The sequence below is a fragment of the Zhaonella formicivorans genome, from assembly GCF_004353525.1.
In the GTDB taxonomy this organism is placed as follows: Bacteria; Bacillota; DUOV01; order DUOV01; family Zhaonellaceae; genus Zhaonella; species Zhaonella formicivorans.
Map to the genome: position 1 here is coordinate 2,017,942 of NZ_CP085524.1, position 17,910 is coordinate 2,035,851.

Sequence of the window (17,910 nt, forward strand, 5' to 3'; positions counted from 1 at the left end):
TTCCAGTTTATAAAGCAGCTAATTCCTGAGCCACCTTGGCTTGTAAATCTTTCAGCTTGCTTTGCAATTCCGCCGGCAAATTTTCCAATAGAGACGAATCCTGGGTATGAGCCTTCACCATCCCCTGGACTACACTGCGGCTGAATGGAATTTTGCCAATCAACTTGCTGTCTCCAGCCGAGCATACTTTGCTTATCTCATCAGTCAGCGCAGGGTTAAGGTCATACTTGTTGATACACACCAATGACTTAATTCCAAAGCTTTGAGTCAAGGTCAAGATACGCCCCAGGTCATGCAGGCCGGAGAGAGTAGGCTCGGTAACTACCAAAACCAAATCCACCCCGGAAACCGCCGAAATGACCGGGCAGCCGATACCGGGAGGACCATCAATCAGAATAGTGCCGCAACCTTGCTCCTTGGCAAGTTCCTTGGCAACAGAACGAATTTGGGCTACCAGCTTTCCTGAATTATCTTCCGCAATCCCCAATTCAGCATGAACCATTGGTCCCTGAGCAGTTTCAGATATAAACCATTTGCCTGCCAAGTTGCTGTGTAAAGCAATGGCTTCCTTAGGACAAACCAGGGTGCAGGCGCCGCAGCCGGTACATGACAAATCATCAATAGAAAAATCAGCACTGATAGCCTCAAAACGGCATACCCTGCGGCAAGCCCCGCAGCGGCTGCAAAGTTCCGTGTTAAGCACTGCTTTGTACCCGCTATAAAAATCGGTACTGCTCACTACCTTTGGTTTTAAGACCAGGTGCAAATTAGCTGCATCCACATCACAGTCCACCAAAATCTTGTTTTTCCACAATTCGGCCAGGGCAGCAGTCACTGTGGTTTTGCCTGTGCCGCCTTTACCGCTGATAATCGCCACTTCTTTCATTGCTCAAGCCCCTTACTGCTTTGCCCGGCTAAAATTGTTTGAATGGCATCATAGCATGCCAAAAATTCCGACTTTAGCTCCGGAAACTCGGGCACTAAAAGTTTCCCCTGGGAACAGAGAGAAGCAATCTGAGGGTCAAAAGGTATCTGCATCAAAACCGGTAGGCCTTCCTTAGCACAGTATCTCTCTACTTCTTTATCTCCCAAGTCTGCCCGGTTCAGCACTACCCCGTGAGGCAAACCAAGTCTTTTTACCATCCCTACAGCTAACACCAAGTCGTGCAGCCCAAATGGTGTCGGTTCCGTAACCAGCACTACAAAGTCGCTGAGCCGTACCCCCTCGATCACCGGGCAGGAACTGCCGGGGGCGACATCAATAATAGTAACCCTATCTCTGCTAACGAATCGGCGCAGAGCTTTAATCACAGGCGGCGACTTAGCCTCGCCTTCGTTTAGTCTGCCTTCGACAAAACTTATGTCTCCTGCTTCTCCCATGCTGATTTTTCCTACAGCCCGGCTTCCCTCCAGCAATGCTTTTTGCGGGCATACCAGGAGGCAAGCTCCACAACTGTGGCAAAGTTCGGGAAACAGCATCACATTTTTTTTGAGTACGATCAAAGCGTTGAAATTACAAACTTTGCGGCACTCACCACAGCCGTTGCAAAGCTTGGGGTCTACCTCCGGCACCATCACCCGTACGGTGTGTTCTTGAGTGATCTCAGGTTTAAGGAAAATATGTCCGTTTGGTTCTTCAACATCGGCATCGATATATTTGACTTGCCCGTCCAGTGCAGAGGCTAAATTAACGGCAAAAGTGGTTTTGCCGGTACCACCCTTGCCGCTGGCCACAGCAATTACCGGGTGCTTTTTAGTGGCCGCCGCACACATAGTCTTCCGTCATAGGTTGAAGCGTTCCGGCAGTGTAACCATTGACCGCCTCCCTCACAGTCACCCCTTGGCCAATCAAAACGTCGATGCCTGCCGCCCTGAAACCCATCAAAGGCCTCATGCCCATGCCGCTCACCACAATTGCGTCTACTTTATGACCCGCCAATAAGTTTACAGGAACCAGACAGCCCCCTTCAGTATGTTCTACGTTGTTAATAACATCTACGTTGACAACCTTACCGTTTTCAATATCTATTAACGTAAAAACATCACATCTGCCAAAATGGCCTGACCGATGAGCATCAAGGCCGCCCGGAACCATTGAAGGTACTGCTATTCTGCGTTTGGACATTTTTTCTTCCCCTTTCTGAACTTGCTATTTAACAAAATATCTTACCAATGACCTTCCACATCAGCTTCCATCACTTCTTGCAGCTTGCCGTTTTGAAAAGCGGCTACTGCTTCTTTTACTTTTCCGGCAGCATTGTTATAACCCTTAATTCCCGCCTTTTTTAATACATCAAACGCTTTAGGACCCAGATGACCTGTTAGGACAACCGCGCACCCCCTATCCGCCACCAGCTCTGCCGCTTTAATTCCGGCTCCCTGCGCAGCATTGAAGTTTTGCGAATTATTAATACTTTCTACCTCGCCCGTTTCAGAATCATAAATTACCAACCAGCGGGCCCGACCGAACCTTGGGTCAACTTCCGCTTCCAAACCAGGTCCCTGGGCGGAAACAGCTATTTTCATCTTCTCACCTCCTCTAGAGCTAACTGGTTTTTTGCACAAACTTCATTTTTTGTTGATATGCTTTAATAGCTGAATGCAGAGCCTTCACTCCAAGAAGTGAACAATGCTTTTTGCGTTCGGGAATCCCCCCCAAGTAGTCAATAACATCGTCATCTGTGATTTCCAAAGCCTCTGCAACGCTCTTCCCTTTAGCCAGTTCCGTAAGAGCTGAACTGGTGGAAATAGCCCCGGCGCAACCAAAGACCAGGTATTTGATTTCAGCGATTTTATTTCCTTCCATGCGAAGAAAGAGCTCAATATAGTCGCCGCAGCCAGGATCGCCTACTTTGGCTGCTGCATCAGGAGCTTCTATCCTGCCCACATTCCTGGGGTTTAAAAAATGTTCAAGCACATTTTGGCTGTATTCCATTAAAACTTGTTCATAATCCTGTTCTTCAACCATCATGTCACCTCGCAACAAAATATATTTGTAAAAGCTTACCTAAAACTTAGATTAGTATATATAACTGTATTTATATTATATAACCTACTAATGTTATTATCAAGTTATTCCGGTATTATATTTTGAAGCGAAATAAATATGTAGTCATATTACAAAAGACAAAAAAAACAGCCTCCTTTTGGGAGGCTACTCTTTTTTCCTGAACTTGCAGTCTTCAGGGCACTGGGCGCAAAAGCTGCAGCCCTGGCAAAAATCAGCTTTATCCAGCGGTGTGAAACAATAAGTCCCTTCTTCTTTCCAGCAAGGTTTAGCAGGGTTTACATAAGCATCGGAATCTTTTGCCCTGCCCCCTTTACAGTTCTCCTTCCACCAACAGGGATAAAACTCGATCATCTGCCTGACTCCTGCCAGGTTGAGTCCTTTGTCATCCAACAAAGTTTTAATAAACTGCAATCTTTTTAAATCATTTTGCGAATAAAGGCGCTGGTTGTTCTTACGGGAAGGAGTCACCAGCCCGTTTCTTTCCCAAATCCGCAGGGTTTCCTGATGAACTCCCAAAAGTTGGGAGACCACGCCTATTGTATACATAGGGTAATTAGCATCCGCCTGCATATAACCACCACTCTTTCATAGTTGCTGCAGCAATTGATTTTCATGCAATATATCATTGACGTTTCATTGTTATTTTAACATATCTACTAATAGTAATTGAATATATTCTGCAAATTTAAAAATAAAACAGAGTGAGCAGTTTGGTGACAGGTATTAAAAAAGCCGTCTCCAGCTTACTAAAACCAGCATCAGCAACGGCAAGCCGACTTCAAAGGGGAATGCATAGACAGGCCAGATATTTATGGCAAAATCAAGCATCTCATAGGTATTTTCATAGACCAGGATGGACAAAACAGCCATTAGGGCCGCAGCAGGTTTAGTCAGCGGCTTATAGTCTTTCATGCCCAAAATCTGGGCTAAGCCCAGCACAAAAGCATACAAGCAAACCCCAACCTTTACCAAAGCTGTCGTGATCCATACGGCAATCACCACAGGGTCGATTCTGTCCAGAAAATTGCCCACAGAGATCAATCTGATCACAGCATACCGGGGGAAACTAAAAGTGGCCAGGTTTTCCCCAAAGACCGAGATATCCTGGAGCAATAAAGCAAGCAAAACAGCCCCGGCACTGAAAACCGCCCAGAGAGCAGCTTTTTTGCTGTTCTTGACAGTGTTTACAAAAGGAAAAAGCATCGTAAAAAGGACTGTTTCCAGATAGGGAAAAGAGGCCCTGGCAAAGGCCCCTTTTAGGATGTTTGCCGTCCCGTGTTCCAGAAACGGCAAAAAATTTTTCATGTCCATTACCTGTGAAAGGGCAACCAAAATTATTGTCAGAAATATTAACAGCATATTCACCGGGAAAATCAGTTCGCTTGTCCTGCCCATAATTTCCAGGCCGCAGCAGATAAACCAGGCACAAACCAGCACAAGGGTCACATGGAAAAACCAGATAGGTGTTTCCGGCATAACAAGGTTGGTTAAAAATTCGCCGAAATTGCGCAGCACCAGCACCCCTAAATGCAGAAAAAACCAGAGGTAGATAATTGCTATAAGTTTTCCGACATATTTTCCAAAGATTACCTGACTGTATTGGATTAACGTCATATTTGGGAATATGCAAGCCAGTCTTTTGTACACCAGGACCATGACAGCACCGGCCAGGACTGCCAATATTTCTGAGATCCATGTATCTCTGCCTGCAGCCGTCAACGACTGCATAATTATCGTACTGCCTATAAGAAAATTGAACATCAGGCAATATAGCTGAAAACTGCTGATCTTTCCCTTTTCCTGCATTCTGTTCCACTGTCTCCTGTCTCATCGAATATAACCGAATTTGATCTCCGTAACTCGCCTTACTAAAAACTCAATCCCTTTGGAAGGGTTGGGCAGCCTGATTCCCAGCACCTCCAGCAACGCCAGGGTAAAACTGAAACACCAAAAAACTGCAAAGACCGTCAGTTCCTTATAACTCTTATTTTTCAAGAGACGTGGCACCTCCAACAGTGCCATGGCTATAAAAGCAAGTACCAGCCAGACTATGTTCATACGTCTTCTCCTATGCTTTTTACTTCGGGGAGGTCGATATGGTTTTGTCGCCGATCCTGCGGATTTTGGTTGTAATTTTTAGCTTCACCGGCAGTTCCGGAATCTCTTCCTCCCATCTGTCCTTCATTTCCGCCCACGCTTTGGGAAATTTGCGGTGAAATTCTTCCCCAAAACCAAAAATATCCGCTTTGTGGATCCGGGCAAATTTCAGAGCTGCCTTTATTTCCCCGGCGATTGCTTCTGCCTGTTTTTTCTCAATAGCTGCAATCATATCAGGCTTGCTTAAATCCACCGGGACTGTTTCCTCTCCTATGTTCCCCTCCTCCTCAATCTCTACAGTAACGATAGGCCGCCCTTCCACAAACTCCGGCTTGATTTTGCTCTTGGCCTTGATTATTTCGAGGCTTAACTCTCCTTTTTCCGAACCGGGGATCTTGACCACCAGAATACCGCTTTCAACCCTGCCCCGGACCCAGAGCAGACCACGGGCAGCCGTTCCATCAAGCCAGCCTGTCAGTTTATCCTTTTTAAAGACTGCCATGCCAGAAATCCTGAATTTAGGTCCGCCCTCAGCGGCAAAGAGCTCAATCCTCGGCATCGCGGCGCTGGTTGCCATGCTGCTGTATTGTGAGAGAAAATCATGCAAATTCACCTGGTCAGACTTGCTTAAAGCAACTGCAGCCCTGACTGCATCGCTGATGCCCAGGGCAGACACAGGTTCTATCAAACCTGGTATCTTAAGAATATCTTTAGCTTCGCCCCTGGCGGCCAGCACCCAGACCCGCGCCCTGGGCTCATGGTCCCGTTCAAACCAGTCCAGCATCTGGCCTATCCCCTGCCTGGCTGCCTCTTCTCCAAAAATAAGGACCTGGTTATGGCTCCAAAACAGCTTCCTGCTGGTTATGGACACAAAATTACGCACCGCATCAAAAACTGTTTTCCCTTGACTGGACAAGACCTGGGCACCCTCACCTCTACCCGTACTTCCTCCGCTCTTACCACCGGCAGCTGCAATAGACATTTGGGACGGTTTGGCTATTTGGACCGTTATTTCCACCTGCCCGTCACTGCCCTTGTCCACTGCCGCCCCCAGCACAATGGCTATCTCATTCAGTTCCTTCCTGCTCCAACAGCCAGACGTAAAAAGCAACATTGTCACCAGACAAATACACAACGCTTTTTTATACAACCCAAGCACCTCTGAAAACAAAGATAAAAAACTACTGTTTTTCTTCGGCAGGGGGAGGGAGAGGTTTAAGGGGGTAACCCTGCCGCCGCCGGTTTTGGGACCAGATTGTCCTGGGCCTGGTCAGCATGGACCATAACGGGGCCCTGACCACTACGTCTTTCAAATCGCTGATGGTAAGGGGCGCCAGAGGAGATAAATAGGGTACTCCGAAGGAGCGCAGGGAGACAAGATGTATCCCCACGGCCAGCGTCCCCAGCATCAAGCCGTAAAAACCCGCAATCCCTGCAAATATAGTAAATGACAAGCGGAGCACTGCTGCCGCATCAATCCTGGGAGGCACAACAAAGGACGCAATGGCCGTCAAGGCCACTATTATGACCATGGGAGCTCCAATGAGCCCGGCAGAAACGGCAGCTTCGCCGATCACCAATGCCCCCACAATGCTGACAGCTTGGCCGATGGACCTGGGCATCCGGACCCCTGCTTCTCTAAGCAGCTCAAAAATAATGCCCATAATTAAGGCCTCCACTAGGGCAGGAAAAGGGGTGCCTTCCCTGGCCGCAGCCATGGTAATCAGCAGGGGTGTGGGCAGCATTTCCTGATGGAAGGTTGTTACCGCTATATACAGTGACGGCAAATAAACGGTGAGAAAAAAGGCCAGATACCTGAACCACCGTACCAAAGTCACATAGTAGGGCCGGGAATAGTAGTCTTCACTGCTCTGAAACGCCTCTATAAACAAGTGGGGCACAGTCAGCACAACAGGCGTGCCGTCCACAATAACGGCCACTCTTCCCTCCAACATTTTGGCTGCTGCAATATCCGGCTTTTCCGTATTGCCTACGGTAGAAAAGGGAGAAAACGGCGCATCTTCTATAAATGCTTCAATGTAACCTGACTCAAGGATGGCATCGGTATCAATTTGTGCCAGCCTCCTTCTCACCTCTTCCACAATTTTTTCATTGCAGATCCCTTTAACATAAGCTATGCAAATCTCAGTCTTGGTCTGTTTCCCGACGGTTAATTGTTCAAACCGCAAATCCGGGCTTTTTATTTTTCTTCTTAACAGGGATGTATTAATCCTCAAAACTTCGGTAAAACCTTCTCTGGGTCCCCTGACAACCGATTCAGTATCCGGCTCATTTATCCCCCTGGTTTCAAAACCTCTGGTGCTGATAACGTACGCTTTATCCATACCTGCGACAAACAGGGCCGTATCACCGGAAAGCACCCGCTGCAAAACCAAATCCAAATCAGAATAATCCTTTACTTCCCCGGCTGTCAGGATTGATTCCCTGATTATTTGCAGCATCCTGTCCGCCAGGAAAACAGAAAGTTCCTGACCGGAAATATGTTTGCCGTATATCAGCGGCTTGATTATATTTTCAGCCACAAAAGAATTGTCTACCATACCGTCAATATATAACAGAAAAGCCTCTGCCTTATCAATTCCTGTTTTCACATGACGGATAACAACATCATTGCTGTTTCCCAGCGTTTCCCTCACCATAGCCAGGTTTGCATGCAGATTGGAAGACAACTTTTGTTTTTCTTTACTTTCCCCGCGGGCCTGTTGTTTTTTCCCAGGCCTTAAATAACGATAGTAAAAACTTCTGAAAATCTTTTTCATGGCAGAACATACACCCGGTGGTATTTTTTAAGTAGTATTCCAAAGACAGGCAAAAATTTATACAGTTTAAAGCTATAAAAAAACCGCCGGGATAGTCAAAATCCCGGACGGGCATTTGAAAAACAGTTAAAAGTTGTCAAGTTGATGTTCCGAGTGCCTGGTGATATACGCTTAAGTTATGCTTGACAATAGCCATAGGGGTGTTCCTGGCCTTCACATACGTACTCCTCCGTCAAAGGCTCTAACCTGCCGGCCAAATAATTATCCACGACAGCCTTGACGGTCAGCCCCCGGCCCAGCAGCACTTCCACACCCGCTGCTTTAAGTAGGCTGAAAGGCTTTTGTCCAAGGTTATTGACAATTAAAGTATCTACTCCTTTGGTTAACAGCATTTCCACCGGCGCTTGGCACTGCAAATCCCCCGTTTCCGTGTTCTCAACGATCTGAACGCCTGCTACCTGCCCATCTTGTATACTTATAAGAGTAAATACATCACACATCCCAAAATGTCCCGACCTTTTTGAGTTCATCCCCCCCGGTAGGACGGAAGGTATGGCTATTAATTTTGTTGTCATGTCTAAAAATCTTCCTTTCTCCCTGTATGTTATATACATACCATATTCCCGGGTGCTTTGGAAATACTTTTTAGCATAACTATCAAACTTTCTCAGAGTAAAGATAAGAAATGTATTCTCCTTACAGTATATTTTATTTGCTATTTACTTTAATAGGAAAATTTTACATGATATACTTAAATCAAAAATACTGCTGTAGGGGTGGTAAGACATGAAGGTAAAATATCACATTAATTTCTTATGCAGCAATAATTTAAACTCTAAAGACAATATTGATTACGTATTTGAAGTGGAAAGCCCTTACTTGCCCGAACAAGGCTTTTACTTGGCAGGTATATTTGTAAAAGTTGAATCAAGTGCTTTTGACGTGGCGTTGAATGAGGCAATAGTTTACGGCACCTGTTTTGTTACAAGAGACAGGGCAATGGACGAAGAAGGCATTATAGACGTGGAAAAAGCACAGCGCGAAGCGCTGAGGATATGTGCAAAACTCTCTGAAAAATATGGCCTGCATGGTACATATACCAGAAGAAAGTAACAAGAAAAATGGCTGGTTATTCAGCCATTTTTTCTTGTTACTTTCTCTTTGGAGGCAACATGATGTTTTCGTAATACCCGAAAATATTGAAAAAAACATTTTTTCTAAATTGCAATATTAAATGCAACACCTCTAGTGAAAATCATCATGATTTTAGGTTTTAAAGAATAATATCATCTTTAAGCCCTTCTTGGCTACTTTATTGAGCGAATGCAGAGGGTTGTCAAGGGTTGCCGCTAGGCAAGACGAAGTCTTTACCCTTGACTACCATCAAATGAGCTCTATAATCCCCCAAGAAGGAGGGCTTAAGCTATTTTGGATAGCTCCTCACGGAAACATTCTTCTGGCGTTTTATAACCTAATATTTTACGTGGAAGCTTATTTAGCCAGTGCTGTATGCGCTCTATCGTTGCTGCTGAAAATTCCTTAATGGCTTTTCCTTTAGGTACAAAACGGCGTAGAAGCCCATTATGACGTTCATTGGTTCCTCGTTCCCAGGAGGAATAAGGATGAGAAAAGTAAACTTCAATTCCTAATGGTTTCATGGTTTCGGATAGCTCACTAAATTCGGAACCGTTGTCTGCTGTAATAGTACGAAATACGTTGGAAATTTGCTCACCGTAGTAATTCTTAAGCTCTAAAAGTGCATTATTAACAGCATTACTGTCTTTTGTATCCAAGAGAAATAACAGCTCGTGGCGGGTTTTTCGTTCAGTTAGGGTTAAAATAACTGAATCATTTGCTCGTTTACCTACTACAGTATCAATTTCCCAATGACCAAAAGTTTGGCGTTGTTGTACTTCTTCTGGTCTTTGGTCAATACTTATTCCCATGATGCGTTTGTTCTGACGAACCCTTTTACTTTTAGGCTTTAATCTAAGTTTAAGGCTTAAATCAATATTTCGGACTGTTAGCAACCCTTGGTCTATGTAACTATACAAAGTTTTGGTGCAGACAATGGTAGCATCTTGCCATTTAGGATCTCGTTTGCAAGAACCGGCAACTGCATCTGGCGACCATTTTTCGTGCAGTATCTTATCTTCTGCAAATTTCAGAAAATCTTCAACCTGAGCCAGCTTGCACTTTGCCCCACAGTTCATACGGTTTTTCTTATATATTGCCTGTCCAGTTTCGGGAAAATATTCTTCATAAGTTGATAAATCCGAACGCCTTTGAATTGTGGTTCCTCTTTTAATTTCGCGACTAATTGTACTTGGTGAGCGACCTAACTTGTTAGCAATATAAACGTTGAGTTTTACCTTCTTTTAAGAGAGCGGCAATCTGACCTCGTTCAAAAACACTTAGGTGTTTAAAAGAACGTACAGTTGTGGTAGACTTGGATTGAACAGCCATAGTAGAGACCTCCTGTATGTTTGGAGTAGACACCTAAATCATACATGATTTCTCACTATGGTTGTTTATTTTTTTACTGTATTTTACCTGTTGCATTTAATTTTACAATGAACCAAAAAAACATTTTTCTTTTTGGTTCCTGACAGTTTTTTCCTTTTACCCAAATTTACACTTTCTGGATAGCCAAAAAAGCCCGCGAGAAGCGGGCTGTATAGTTTTCAATTATTTATTTTCCCGTTAACTGTCCTGCCAGCTTAAGAGCTTCCAGTAAACTGCGGGGATCAGCCTGTCCTGTGCCCGCAATATCGAAAGCTGTACCGTGATCCACAGAAGTGCGAATAAACGGCAAGCCTACGGTTACATTGACTCCTGTTTCAAAGCCTAACAGTTTTACAGGAATATGTCCCTGATCATGGTACATTGCTACCACAATGTCGTACTGGCCCTGAACAGCTTTCCAGAACACTGTATCCGGCGGTACCGGTCCAGTAACCTCATAGCCCATGGCCTGCGCCTCCAGAACTGCCGGGATGATTGCTTCGATTTCTTCCCTGCCAAACAAGCCGCCTTCTCCCGCATGGGGGTTCAGTCCCGCTACTGCAATCCGGGGAGTCTGGGGGAGAACTTTAACCAGCACCTGGTGGGCCAGTTTGATTACCGTCAATACCCGGGAAGTTGTAATCCTGTTACAAGCCTCCTGCAAACCCACATGGGTAGTAACGTGAATCACCCTTAACGGCCCGCCCGCCAGGAGCATAGCATAGTCGCTGGTCCCAGAAAGGTGAGCCAGGATTTCCGTATGTCCGGGGAAGCTATATCCGGCTAAATGCAATGCTTCTTTATTTAAAGGAGCGGTACAAACAGCATCTACTTGCCCTGCAAGAGCCAGTTCCACTGCCTTGGCAATATATTCATAAGCCGCTTTTCCCGCCCGGGCCTGCACTTGCCCTGGAATCAGGTCTGCTGTCAGGTTATCCAGGTCTATAACATCGATAGTTCCCGGCAGGTAGTGAGCTTCTCCCGGATTCCGGCAGCTGCGCAAGTCAGGTGTTACCCCGGAAACAAAACTTCTGGCCCGTGCCAAAACTTTTAAGTCACCAATGACCAGGGGGCGCACCTGCCGGTACACTTCCCTATCAGCTAATGCTTTTACAATTATTTCCGGGCCTACTCCTGCCCCGTCACCCATGGTAAGGGCCACTAAAGGTCTAGTCTCTATGGTACTCACCCTTCCTGAGATAATCCATGGCTATTTTTAAAGCTTGTTCTGAACCAAAGGCACCTGCCTTGGTCACCACTTGTAAAGGTAGCGCTGTTCCTAGGAGGCTACCCCCGGGTATCCCTGGCTCCAGCTCCCTGACCAGCTTGACCCCTGTGGCTCCTAATGCCCGGCAAACAGCTATAGCTGTGTCGCCCCCCGTCAATACCAATCCTTTAATCGCTCCGCTTGCAACAAACTGCCGCCCTATTTCTGCCAATGTCCCGGCAATCATTTGGCTTAACTGGGATATAGTCATACCCCGGGCAAGGGCCAGCTGCTGGCTTTCTTCGACTTTATTAGAATCGGTACGGGCATATAGCGCCACATCGCAATCTGACGCCAGGGCCAACTTCCCCAAACGCAAACAACGCTCAATTTCCTGTTTACTTGATTCCTCCCCCAAAGCCAGTGCCGCGGGTTCCAGGCCGATGGAGAAAGTGCGTTCATTTTGGCCTGCCAGTTGCACCTGGCGGCGGGTTACTTCGCTCATGCTTCCCGCAATGAGCAAAACCCTGCGGTCATCACCGTTAGCTTGGGGTATAGCCGGTCCTGCGACACAGGACTGATGTAGACCTACCTGGGCTGGCAAAAAATCAGCCAGACCCGCCGAGCCAACCCAGAGGATCCTGCCAGGCCAGGTTGCCATTGCCTCTGCGACAACCGACAAATCTTCATCCTTCTGTGCATCGCACACCAGAAGCTGATACCCCTTTTCGTAAAGCTTTTGCGCCTGCCGAATAACGGCTTCCGCTCCACTGCGGATATGCTCCAGGGAGATCAATCCAGCTGAACGGCGGGACTGCTCTTGCAAAATCTCCCCGATGGAGGATTTAGTGACAGGAAATTTAGCATCCCGGCTGATTTCCGTCAGGTGCAGCAGCACATGGTGCAGGTAGTGATGCCCGTTTAGAGTTTCCCTCCCGTTTTTCGGATAAGCGGGGGCAATTACCGCCAGGGGGAAAGCAAACTCATCCAGCACAGCATCGATTTCTGCCCCCAGGTTACCCCTTAAAGTAGAGTCTACCTTTTTATAGATAATATTGTATCCCTGTTCCCGCATTACCCTGGCAGCTTCACGAACGACCCGGTACGCCTCATCTGCCGGGAGCGAACGGCTGTCAGTATCCACCACCGCCAGATCGGCCAGTTCCTGGTTGGCCAGTCCTTTGGGGGAGAAATAAACTGCAGTTGTCAGCCCGTATTTAGTAAACTGTACTCCTGTATCGTTGGCTCCTGTCAAGTCATCGGCGATAATGCCAATCCTAACCATGTTGTCACCTCAAATTTTGAAGACCAGTCCAGGACTGGCCTTCTTTTTGTCTTATAGAGCAGAGGCTTCTGATTCAAGCTGCTTGGGCAAGATGCCCCGGCTCTTTTGCCAGCGGTCCACCATTACCACCAAAAGAGGACAAAGGATTGCCGTGGTGATAGTGGAAGCAGCTACCTGGGCCGTAGCAATACCGGCAATCGCGGCATAGGATGGGTCTACCGCAGCAATGGCGGCAGGAGTAGCTACAGCATTTCCGGCAGTAGAAGCCTCAGCAGCTCCGGCAATTACATTCTTTTCCCCGGTCAAACGGAGGAAAAACATACCGCCAAAGCCGGTAAGAACTGCGGTCATCACACCCAGCAGTATTCCTGGGAAACCAGCTTGAAAGACGGTTGCAAAATCTAAACCAGCTCCTAAAGCAAAGGCAAAAAAAGGAATGAGTAAACGTTCCCCTTGCGCCAAAAATTTACGCATTTCTTCGTCCAGGTTACCCAGAATCATACCTATAGCAATTGGCACCAATACCGCTACAAAAGCCATAAAGGGGATATTGGCCAAGCCGGAAGCGCCTAATGCCATCATGGTGAAGAAGGGACCGTCATTCAAAGATAAAATAGACACGGCTCCTACGTCAGTACTGTCGCCATATTCCCCAGTCAAAGCTACATACATGCCTCCGTTGGAGTTGGTCATACCGGCAATAATTGCTAATGGCACTAACCCGAACAGTCCGTTTGGACCCATAAATTTGGCAACACCCAACCCGATAGCTACCCCAATTGCATATTTGGATAAAGTGATGACCACACCTTTTTTCAGGGCTTTAGGAGCTGCCGAAAAGCGCAGCTGGGCGCCCATACAAAAGAGGAACAATCCGATTAGGGGTAATGCGCCTTTCTTGAAGAGGGCAGTGGTAAATCCCCCGATTTCCAGAGAGGCTGGCGCCACAGTGTTAATTAACGCCCCCAACAAGAGCGGCACAACCATCATTCCGCCTGGAACCCGTTCAATGGCTTGCTTTATCTTCATAATTCTCCTCCTAGCTTAATAAGATTGCAAAGTGTTCCTTTGTCCAACTTAATTAAAATGTAGGAGCAATTTTGTAGATGCCGAATTCGTGATGTCCCAAAATCTCCGCTTTGGTAGGCTTGCCGCCTGCTACGGCCAGTAGCTCTGCAAAAATCTTCTCGCCTACCTCCTGAATTGTTGCTGTACCGGCAACAATCCCGGCAGCGCTTAAATCTATGTTATCCTCCAGAATCTCAAAAGTATTAGCATTCCCCGTTACTTTGATAACAGGAGCAATCGGCGAACCCGTGGGGGTACCCCTGCCGGTTGTAAACAAAATGATCTGTGCTCCACCGGCCAGCATTCCGGTGATACTTTCTATATCTTGTCCGGGAGTGTCCATCACATAGAAACCCTTGCCTTGCGGGATTTCCCCGTATTCCAGCACGCCCTGGATGGGGGCAGTCCCGGCCTTATAAATACACCCCAGGGATTTCTCTTCGATAGTGATCACCCCGCCCTGAATGTTACCCGGTGTGGGCTGGCCGCCGCGAATATCAACACCCAGGCTCTTTGCCCGTTCCTCGCATCTCCGGACAATCTCCAGGAGCTTCTCGCCCACTTCCGGGGTAACTGCCCTGCGAGCCAAGACATGTTCTGCCCCGATTAGCTCAGTAGTCTCCGACAGCATAGCTGTGCCTCCTGCTGCCAGGAGCAGGTCAGAGGCATGTCCCACTGCCGGGTTGGCAGCAATGCCACTGGTGGCATCAGAACCTCCACATTCAATCCCTAAGACCAGTTCTGATACATCAATTTCTTCACGCTGGTACGTGGCTACTTCCTGGACCATTTTACGGGCGATGCGCACCCCTTGTTCAATGGTACGTAGGGTACCCCGGCACTCCTGAATGGTGATTACCTCTGTGGGCTTTCCGGTAGAAGCAATAGCTTCAGCCACCTCCTTGGCAGGCACCCCTTCACACCCTAGGCCTACTACCAAGCAGGCAGCCACATTGGGGTTTTTCCCCAAACCAATAAGGGTTCGAACTGTCTGCTCATGGTCTGCGCCGATTTGACAGCACCCGTGCTGGTGTGGCAATGCTACAGTCCCTCCTACCTGGGCGGCTATCTTGACAGCCGTTTCACTGGCGCATACTGTCGAAGGTAAAATAATTACATGATTGCGAATTCCTACCTGACCATTGCCACGTCTATAACCTAAGAATTTCATACTAATTTTTCTCCTCCTTGTCCCAGTCCCCACGGCCTCTTTTGCTTTCTACGTTATGAATGTGCACGTATTGCCCTGGAGCAATATTTACCGTAGCCTGGCCGATACTTTCGCCATATTTGATGACGTCGGTCCCTGCCTCAATAGCTGTCAAGGCAAACTTGTGAGCGAAAGGCACTGCATCGCTGACAACTAGCTCAACTGTTTTACCGGCCACGTCCAGCGTAACCTTTGTTCCAGCTGCGATGTCAGCCACGGCTGTCGCCACATTGTCCTTGGCATTGGCCACAACTGCTTGTCTACTCAAATTTTCCACCTCCCGCCGTTCTGCATAGCAAAAATCATGCCATAACAGAACTAAAAATAAAAATTATTTGGAGGCTTTATTTACGCGGCTCAAATCTCCTGATTAGCTAAAGTATTCAGAAAGTAAAAATAAATCAGGTGTTGCAATATGCAACACCTGTTTGATTATGCAACACCTAATTGTTGCAGCTTGCGCCACAGGGTAGAGCGATCAATGCCCAGACGCCTGGCCGCTGCGCTTTGATTATGGTGTTCCTCTTCCCACACTTGGAGAATTATGCGGGATTCTATCTCCTGCAATGTCCCTTCCAGCATGATCTGCCCTGATATCCTGCTCGAACGCCAGGGGATTTCTGCCAGCACATTCTCAACAGCAGCAGCGCTGATTATTTCTTCAGCACTCAGGATAACCAACTTCTCCACCATGTTTTCCAGTTCCCGGACATTGCCCGGGTACGCATAGTTGCTCAAAACCTCCAAAGCCTCGGGAGCAAAACCTGTAACCAGCGGATTCAGGTGCTGAAATTTGTTCAGGAAATACTTAGCCAGTACCGGTATGTCCCCTTTTCGCTCCCGCAAACTGGGTAACTGCAAATTCAAAATGTTTAAACGGTAAAAAAGGTCCTGGCGGAAATTTCCTTCGGCTACTGATTCATAGAGATCGCGATTGGTAGCTGCAACAACGCGTACATCCACAGGGATGAGATAATCGGCTCCAAGGCGCATCACTTCCTTTTCCTGCAGCACACGCAGCAAGCGGGACTGTAAAGCCAACGGCATTTCACCAATTTCATCCAGGAATAAGGTCCCTTTGTGGGCCAGTTCAAACAATCCCTGTTTGCCCCCTTTGCGGGCTCCCGTAAAAGCGCCCTCCTCATAACCAAAAAGTTCGCTCTCAAGTAAATTCTCGGGCATGGCAGCGCAATTGACAGCTACAAAAGGCCCGTTCTTACGCTGGCTGGCATTGTGGATACCCTGGGCGATGAGTTCTTTACCCGTTCCAGACTCACCCGTAATCAGCACAGTAGATTCTACTGCTGCGAATTTCCGGGCTTTAGCCAGGGTATCTTGCATCAAGGGGCTGGCAGTTATAATTTGTTCAAGCTTAGTCCTGGCCACCAACCCTTTTTTGTGCAGTTTGCTCCTGATAATTTGTTCATAGTGCTGCAACTCCGTAATATCTTGAAAGGTGGCAATAGCCCCTACAACCTCATTTTTTACCATAATCGGGATGCGGCTGGTGGCGATCCTGGTACTGCCGATATCTTGGATTTCACCCACTTCCGCTTCGCCCGATTTCAGGATCTCCGGTAATTTGGTATTAGGAATCACATCCTTAACCTGCTTACCGATAACCTGGTCAGTCCGCAAGCCGAAAATCCGCTCCGCTGCAGGATTGATCATCGTAATCCTTTCCTGTTCGTCGATAGCTATCAAACCATCATTGATGCTGTCCAGGATAATTTTGATGCGCTCAGCTTTTTCCCGCTCCTGGCGGCGCACCAGCGCCACCCGCTGTGCTTCAAAAACAGCTTTGGCAATCGCTTCTTTTCCCGATTCCACCAAATAACCGTTTAAGCCCAATTCCCGCGCCTTATTAACCGCAATAGTATCGCCGATAATATGCCTAATGCCGGCTTGAGCTGCTTCGGCCACTTTAGCCTCTGCTTCGTCTATACAACCTATGGTCAGCTGTTTTAGCTTCAACCCGAAAATGCGGCCGATATTTTCACACCCGTAAACCACGTTGCCAAACCCCACCAATCCTATTGTACCGGTAAGGTTTTGTAGTTGGGAGAAGCAGTTGAGAATATCAAAGCTGGTGACATGCACTTCCACTACGGGGACATCTACTGCCTGCATAATCAGGGAAGCTGTGCCACCCCTGCTGATAATCACCTCGGCCCCTTCCCCTACCACTTGCCGGGCTACCCGGACTCCTTCCTCCAGATTGCCTACCAACACCCGAACTGGCAGTTTGATTTCCAAGCAAACTTCTTCCACCAGACCAGCCAACTTATCATAGGGTGCGATAAAGACTATTTCCTGCTTTTTCACGATTTACCACCCCCGGTGCTTTACCGCTTTACCTGTAATTGTTGTCTCCATTTCTAGGACAAAAAACCAGGCAGAGATTGGGACAAATGTTTTGTGGCGTTTGGAAAGGTTGAAGGGGTACCACTTATCTTAATATTCTTTCTTTATATGATATTATTTTTTCAGGGGTCAGTCTATAGCTAACCTTGGTGAAGACTATCTCCGTTGCATCAGCAAAGTTAGAAAAAAGGAAAAATACTAAGCACTTGATTTTACTAGAATAATAAAAATTTTTTCTATACAAAAATTCTTTTTTATCATATACTACAGATACAGTCAAAATAAGACAGAGTAGGTATGCCGCGTTAAGTGCCAAAGGGATGGGAAGTTGCCCTTGGACGAAAAACAATTATTTGTTTGCGGTGGTATACTGCGTCCGCTGTC

The 17,910-nt window shown here is 47.1% G+C and carries 18 protein-coding genes, 1 pseudogene and 1 riboswitch; of the genes and pseudogenes, 1 reads left to right on the forward strand and 18 read right to left on the reverse strand.

Annotated features, from left to right (window positions below; genetic code table 11):
* Positions 1–7: 7 nt before the first annotated feature.
* From EYS13_RS09945 to EYS13_RS09995, 11 genes are all read right to left on the reverse strand, one after another.
* Complete coding sequence (locus tag EYS13_RS09945; RefSeq protein WP_227762181.1) at positions 8–886, reverse strand: ATP-binding protein; 879 nt, start codon at positions 884–886, stop codon at positions 8–10.
* Positions 883–1,773: an ATP-binding protein gene (locus EYS13_RS09950; RefSeq protein ID WP_227762182.1), complete on the reverse strand. Its 891-nt coding sequence runs from the start codon at positions 1,771–1,773 to the stop codon at positions 883–885. The genes EYS13_RS09945 and EYS13_RS09950 overlap by 4 nt, the downstream gene beginning before the upstream one ends.
* Positions 1,754–2,125: a NifB/NifX family molybdenum-iron cluster-binding protein gene (locus EYS13_RS09955; RefSeq protein ID WP_227762183.1), complete on the reverse strand. Its 372-nt coding sequence runs from the start codon at positions 2,123–2,125 to the stop codon at positions 1,754–1,756. The genes EYS13_RS09950 and EYS13_RS09955 overlap by 20 nt, the downstream gene beginning before the upstream one ends.
* A 41-nt stretch (positions 2,126–2,166) precedes the next feature.
* On the reverse strand, positions 2,167–2,526 hold the full coding sequence (locus EYS13_RS09960) for a NifB/NifX family molybdenum-iron cluster-binding protein (RefSeq protein ID WP_227762184.1): 360 nt from the start codon (positions 2,524–2,526) through the stop codon (positions 2,167–2,169).
* A 19-nt stretch (positions 2,527–2,545) separates the two neighbouring features.
* Positions 2,546–2,971 carry an iron-sulfur cluster assembly scaffold protein gene (locus tag EYS13_RS09965; RefSeq protein WP_227762185.1) on the reverse strand — a complete coding sequence of 142 codons (426 nt, stop codon included), beginning with the start codon at positions 2,969–2,971 and terminating at the stop codon, positions 2,546–2,548.
* Between the two features lie 183 nt (positions 2,972–3,154).
* Entirely contained in the window at positions 3,155–3,580 is a 426-nt protein-coding gene (locus EYS13_RS09970; RefSeq protein ID WP_227762186.1) for a MerR family transcriptional regulator, read from the reverse strand.
* Between the two features lie 153 nt (positions 3,581–3,733).
* A complete protein-coding gene (locus tag EYS13_RS09975) occupies positions 3,734–4,816 on the reverse strand; it encodes a GerAB/ArcD/ProY family transporter (RefSeq protein ID WP_227762187.1) in 1,083 nt (360 codons plus the stop codon).
* A gap of 21 nt (positions 4,817–4,837) precedes the next feature.
* Positions 4,838–5,068, reverse strand: a complete 231-nt coding sequence (locus EYS13_RS09980; protein WP_227762189.1) for a hypothetical protein — start codon at positions 5,066–5,068, stop codon at positions 4,838–4,840.
* Between the two features lie 19 nt (positions 5,069–5,087).
* On the reverse strand, positions 5,088–6,257 hold the full coding sequence (locus EYS13_RS09985) for a Ger(x)C family spore germination protein (RefSeq protein ID WP_227762190.1): 1,170 nt from the start codon (positions 6,255–6,257) through the stop codon (positions 5,088–5,090).
* 31 nt (positions 6,258–6,288) lie between these two features.
* Positions 6,289–7,887, reverse strand: a complete 1,599-nt coding sequence (locus EYS13_RS09990) for a spore germination protein (RefSeq protein ID WP_227762191.1) — start codon at positions 7,885–7,887, stop codon at positions 6,289–6,291.
* 176 nt (positions 7,888–8,063) lie between these two features.
* Positions 8,064–8,417, reverse strand: a complete 354-nt coding sequence (locus tag EYS13_RS09995; RefSeq protein WP_227762194.1) for a NifB/NifX family molybdenum-iron cluster-binding protein — start codon at positions 8,415–8,417, stop codon at positions 8,064–8,066.
* A gap of 256 nt (positions 8,418–8,673) precedes the next feature.
* Between EYS13_RS09995 and EYS13_RS10000 the strand changes: the two genes are divergently transcribed.
* On the forward strand, positions 8,674–9,000 hold the full coding sequence (locus EYS13_RS10000) for a hypothetical protein (RefSeq protein WP_227762195.1): 327 nt from the start codon (positions 8,674–8,676) through the stop codon (positions 8,998–9,000).
* A gap of 305 nt (positions 9,001–9,305) precedes the next feature.
* On the opposite strand, the pseudogene EYS13_RS10005 reads toward EYS13_RS10000, so the two are convergent.
* From EYS13_RS10005 to EYS13_RS10035, 7 genes and pseudogenes are all read right to left on the reverse strand, one after another.
* Positions 9,306–10,353 (reverse strand): annotated as a pseudogene (locus tag EYS13_RS10005) (IS30 family transposase).
* A gap of 226 nt (positions 10,354–10,579) precedes the next feature.
* Entirely contained in the window at positions 10,580–11,542 is a 963-nt protein-coding gene (gene pdxA, locus EYS13_RS10010) for a 4-hydroxythreonine-4-phosphate dehydrogenase PdxA (RefSeq protein ID WP_423055341.1), read from the reverse strand.
* A gap of 19 nt (positions 11,543–11,561) precedes the next feature.
* On the reverse strand, positions 11,562–12,884 hold the full coding sequence (locus tag EYS13_RS10015) for a four-carbon acid sugar kinase family protein (protein ID WP_227762199.1): 1,323 nt from the start codon (positions 12,882–12,884) through the stop codon (positions 11,562–11,564).
* Between the two features lie 51 nt (positions 12,885–12,935).
* Positions 12,936–13,913: a 2-keto-3-deoxygluconate permease gene (locus tag EYS13_RS10020; RefSeq protein WP_227762200.1), complete on the reverse strand. Its 978-nt coding sequence runs from the start codon at positions 13,911–13,913 to the stop codon at positions 12,936–12,938.
* A 52-nt stretch (positions 13,914–13,965) separates the two neighbouring features.
* Positions 13,966–15,123, reverse strand: a complete 1,158-nt coding sequence (locus tag EYS13_RS10025; protein ID WP_227762201.1) for a UxaA family hydrolase — start codon at positions 15,121–15,123, stop codon at positions 13,966–13,968.
* Between the two features lies 1 nt (position 15,124).
* Entirely contained in the window at positions 15,125–15,430 is a 306-nt protein-coding gene (locus EYS13_RS10030) for a UxaA family hydrolase (RefSeq protein WP_227762202.1), read from the reverse strand.
* A gap of 164 nt (positions 15,431–15,594) precedes the next feature.
* On the reverse strand, positions 15,595–17,487 hold the full coding sequence (locus EYS13_RS10035; protein ID WP_227762203.1) for a sigma-54-dependent Fis family transcriptional regulator: 1,893 nt from the start codon (positions 17,485–17,487) through the stop codon (positions 15,595–15,597).
* A gap of 324 nt (positions 17,488–17,811) precedes the next feature.
* Positions 17,812–17,910: riboswitch (THF riboswitch) on the forward strand.

Excerpts from the sequence above, each read along its gene's own strand:
- EYS13_RS09945 (WP_227762181.1), bottom strand. The coding sequence starts at position 886 with ATGAAAGAAGTGGCGATTATCAGCGGTAAAGGCGGCACAGGCAAAACC.
- EYS13_RS09950 (WP_227762182.1), bottom strand. The coding sequence starts at position 1,773 with ATGTGTGCGGCGGCCACTAAAAAGCACCCGGTAATTGCTGTGGCCAGC.
- EYS13_RS09955 (WP_227762183.1), bottom strand. The coding sequence starts at position 2,125 with ATGTCCAAACGCAGAATAGCAGTACCTTCAATGGTTCCGGGCGGCCTT.
- EYS13_RS09960 (WP_227762184.1), bottom strand. The coding sequence starts at position 2,526 with ATGAAAATAGCTGTTTCCGCCCAGGGACCTGGTTTGGAAGCGGAAGTT.
- EYS13_RS09965 (WP_227762185.1), bottom strand. The coding sequence starts at position 2,971 with ATGATGGTTGAAGAACAGGATTATGAACAAGTTTTAATGGAATACAGC.
- EYS13_RS09970 (WP_227762186.1), bottom strand. The coding sequence starts at position 3,580 with ATGCAGGCGGATGCTAATTACCCTATGTATACAATAGGCGTGGTCTCC.
- EYS13_RS09975 (WP_227762187.1), bottom strand. The coding sequence starts at position 4,816 with ATGCAGGAAAAGGGAAAGATCAGCAGTTTTCAGCTATATTGCCTGATG.
- EYS13_RS09980 (WP_227762189.1), bottom strand. The coding sequence starts at position 5,068 with ATGAACATAGTCTGGCTGGTACTTGCTTTTATAGCCATGGCACTGTTG.
- EYS13_RS09990 (WP_227762191.1), bottom strand. The coding sequence starts at position 7,887 with ATGAAAAAGATTTTCAGAAGTTTTTACTATCGTTATTTAAGGCCTGGG.
- EYS13_RS09995 (WP_227762194.1), bottom strand. The coding sequence starts at position 8,417 with ATGAACTCAAAAAGGTCGGGACATTTTGGGATGTGTGATGTATTTACT.
- EYS13_RS10000 (WP_227762195.1), top strand. The coding sequence starts at position 8,674 with ATGAAGGTAAAATATCACATTAATTTCTTATGCAGCAATAATTTAAAC.
- pdxA (WP_423055341.1), bottom strand. The coding sequence starts at position 11,542 with ATGGGTGACGGGGCAGGAGTAGGCCCGGAAATAATTGTAAAAGCATTA.
- EYS13_RS10015 (WP_227762199.1), bottom strand. The coding sequence starts at position 12,884 with ATGGTTAGGATTGGCATTATCGCCGATGACTTGACAGGAGCCAACGAT.
- EYS13_RS10020 (WP_227762200.1), bottom strand. The coding sequence starts at position 13,913 with ATGAAGATAAAGCAAGCCATTGAACGGGTTCCAGGCGGAATGATGGTT.
- EYS13_RS10025 (WP_227762201.1), bottom strand. The coding sequence starts at position 15,123 with ATGAAATTCTTAGGTTATAGACGTGGCAATGGTCAGGTAGGAATTCGC.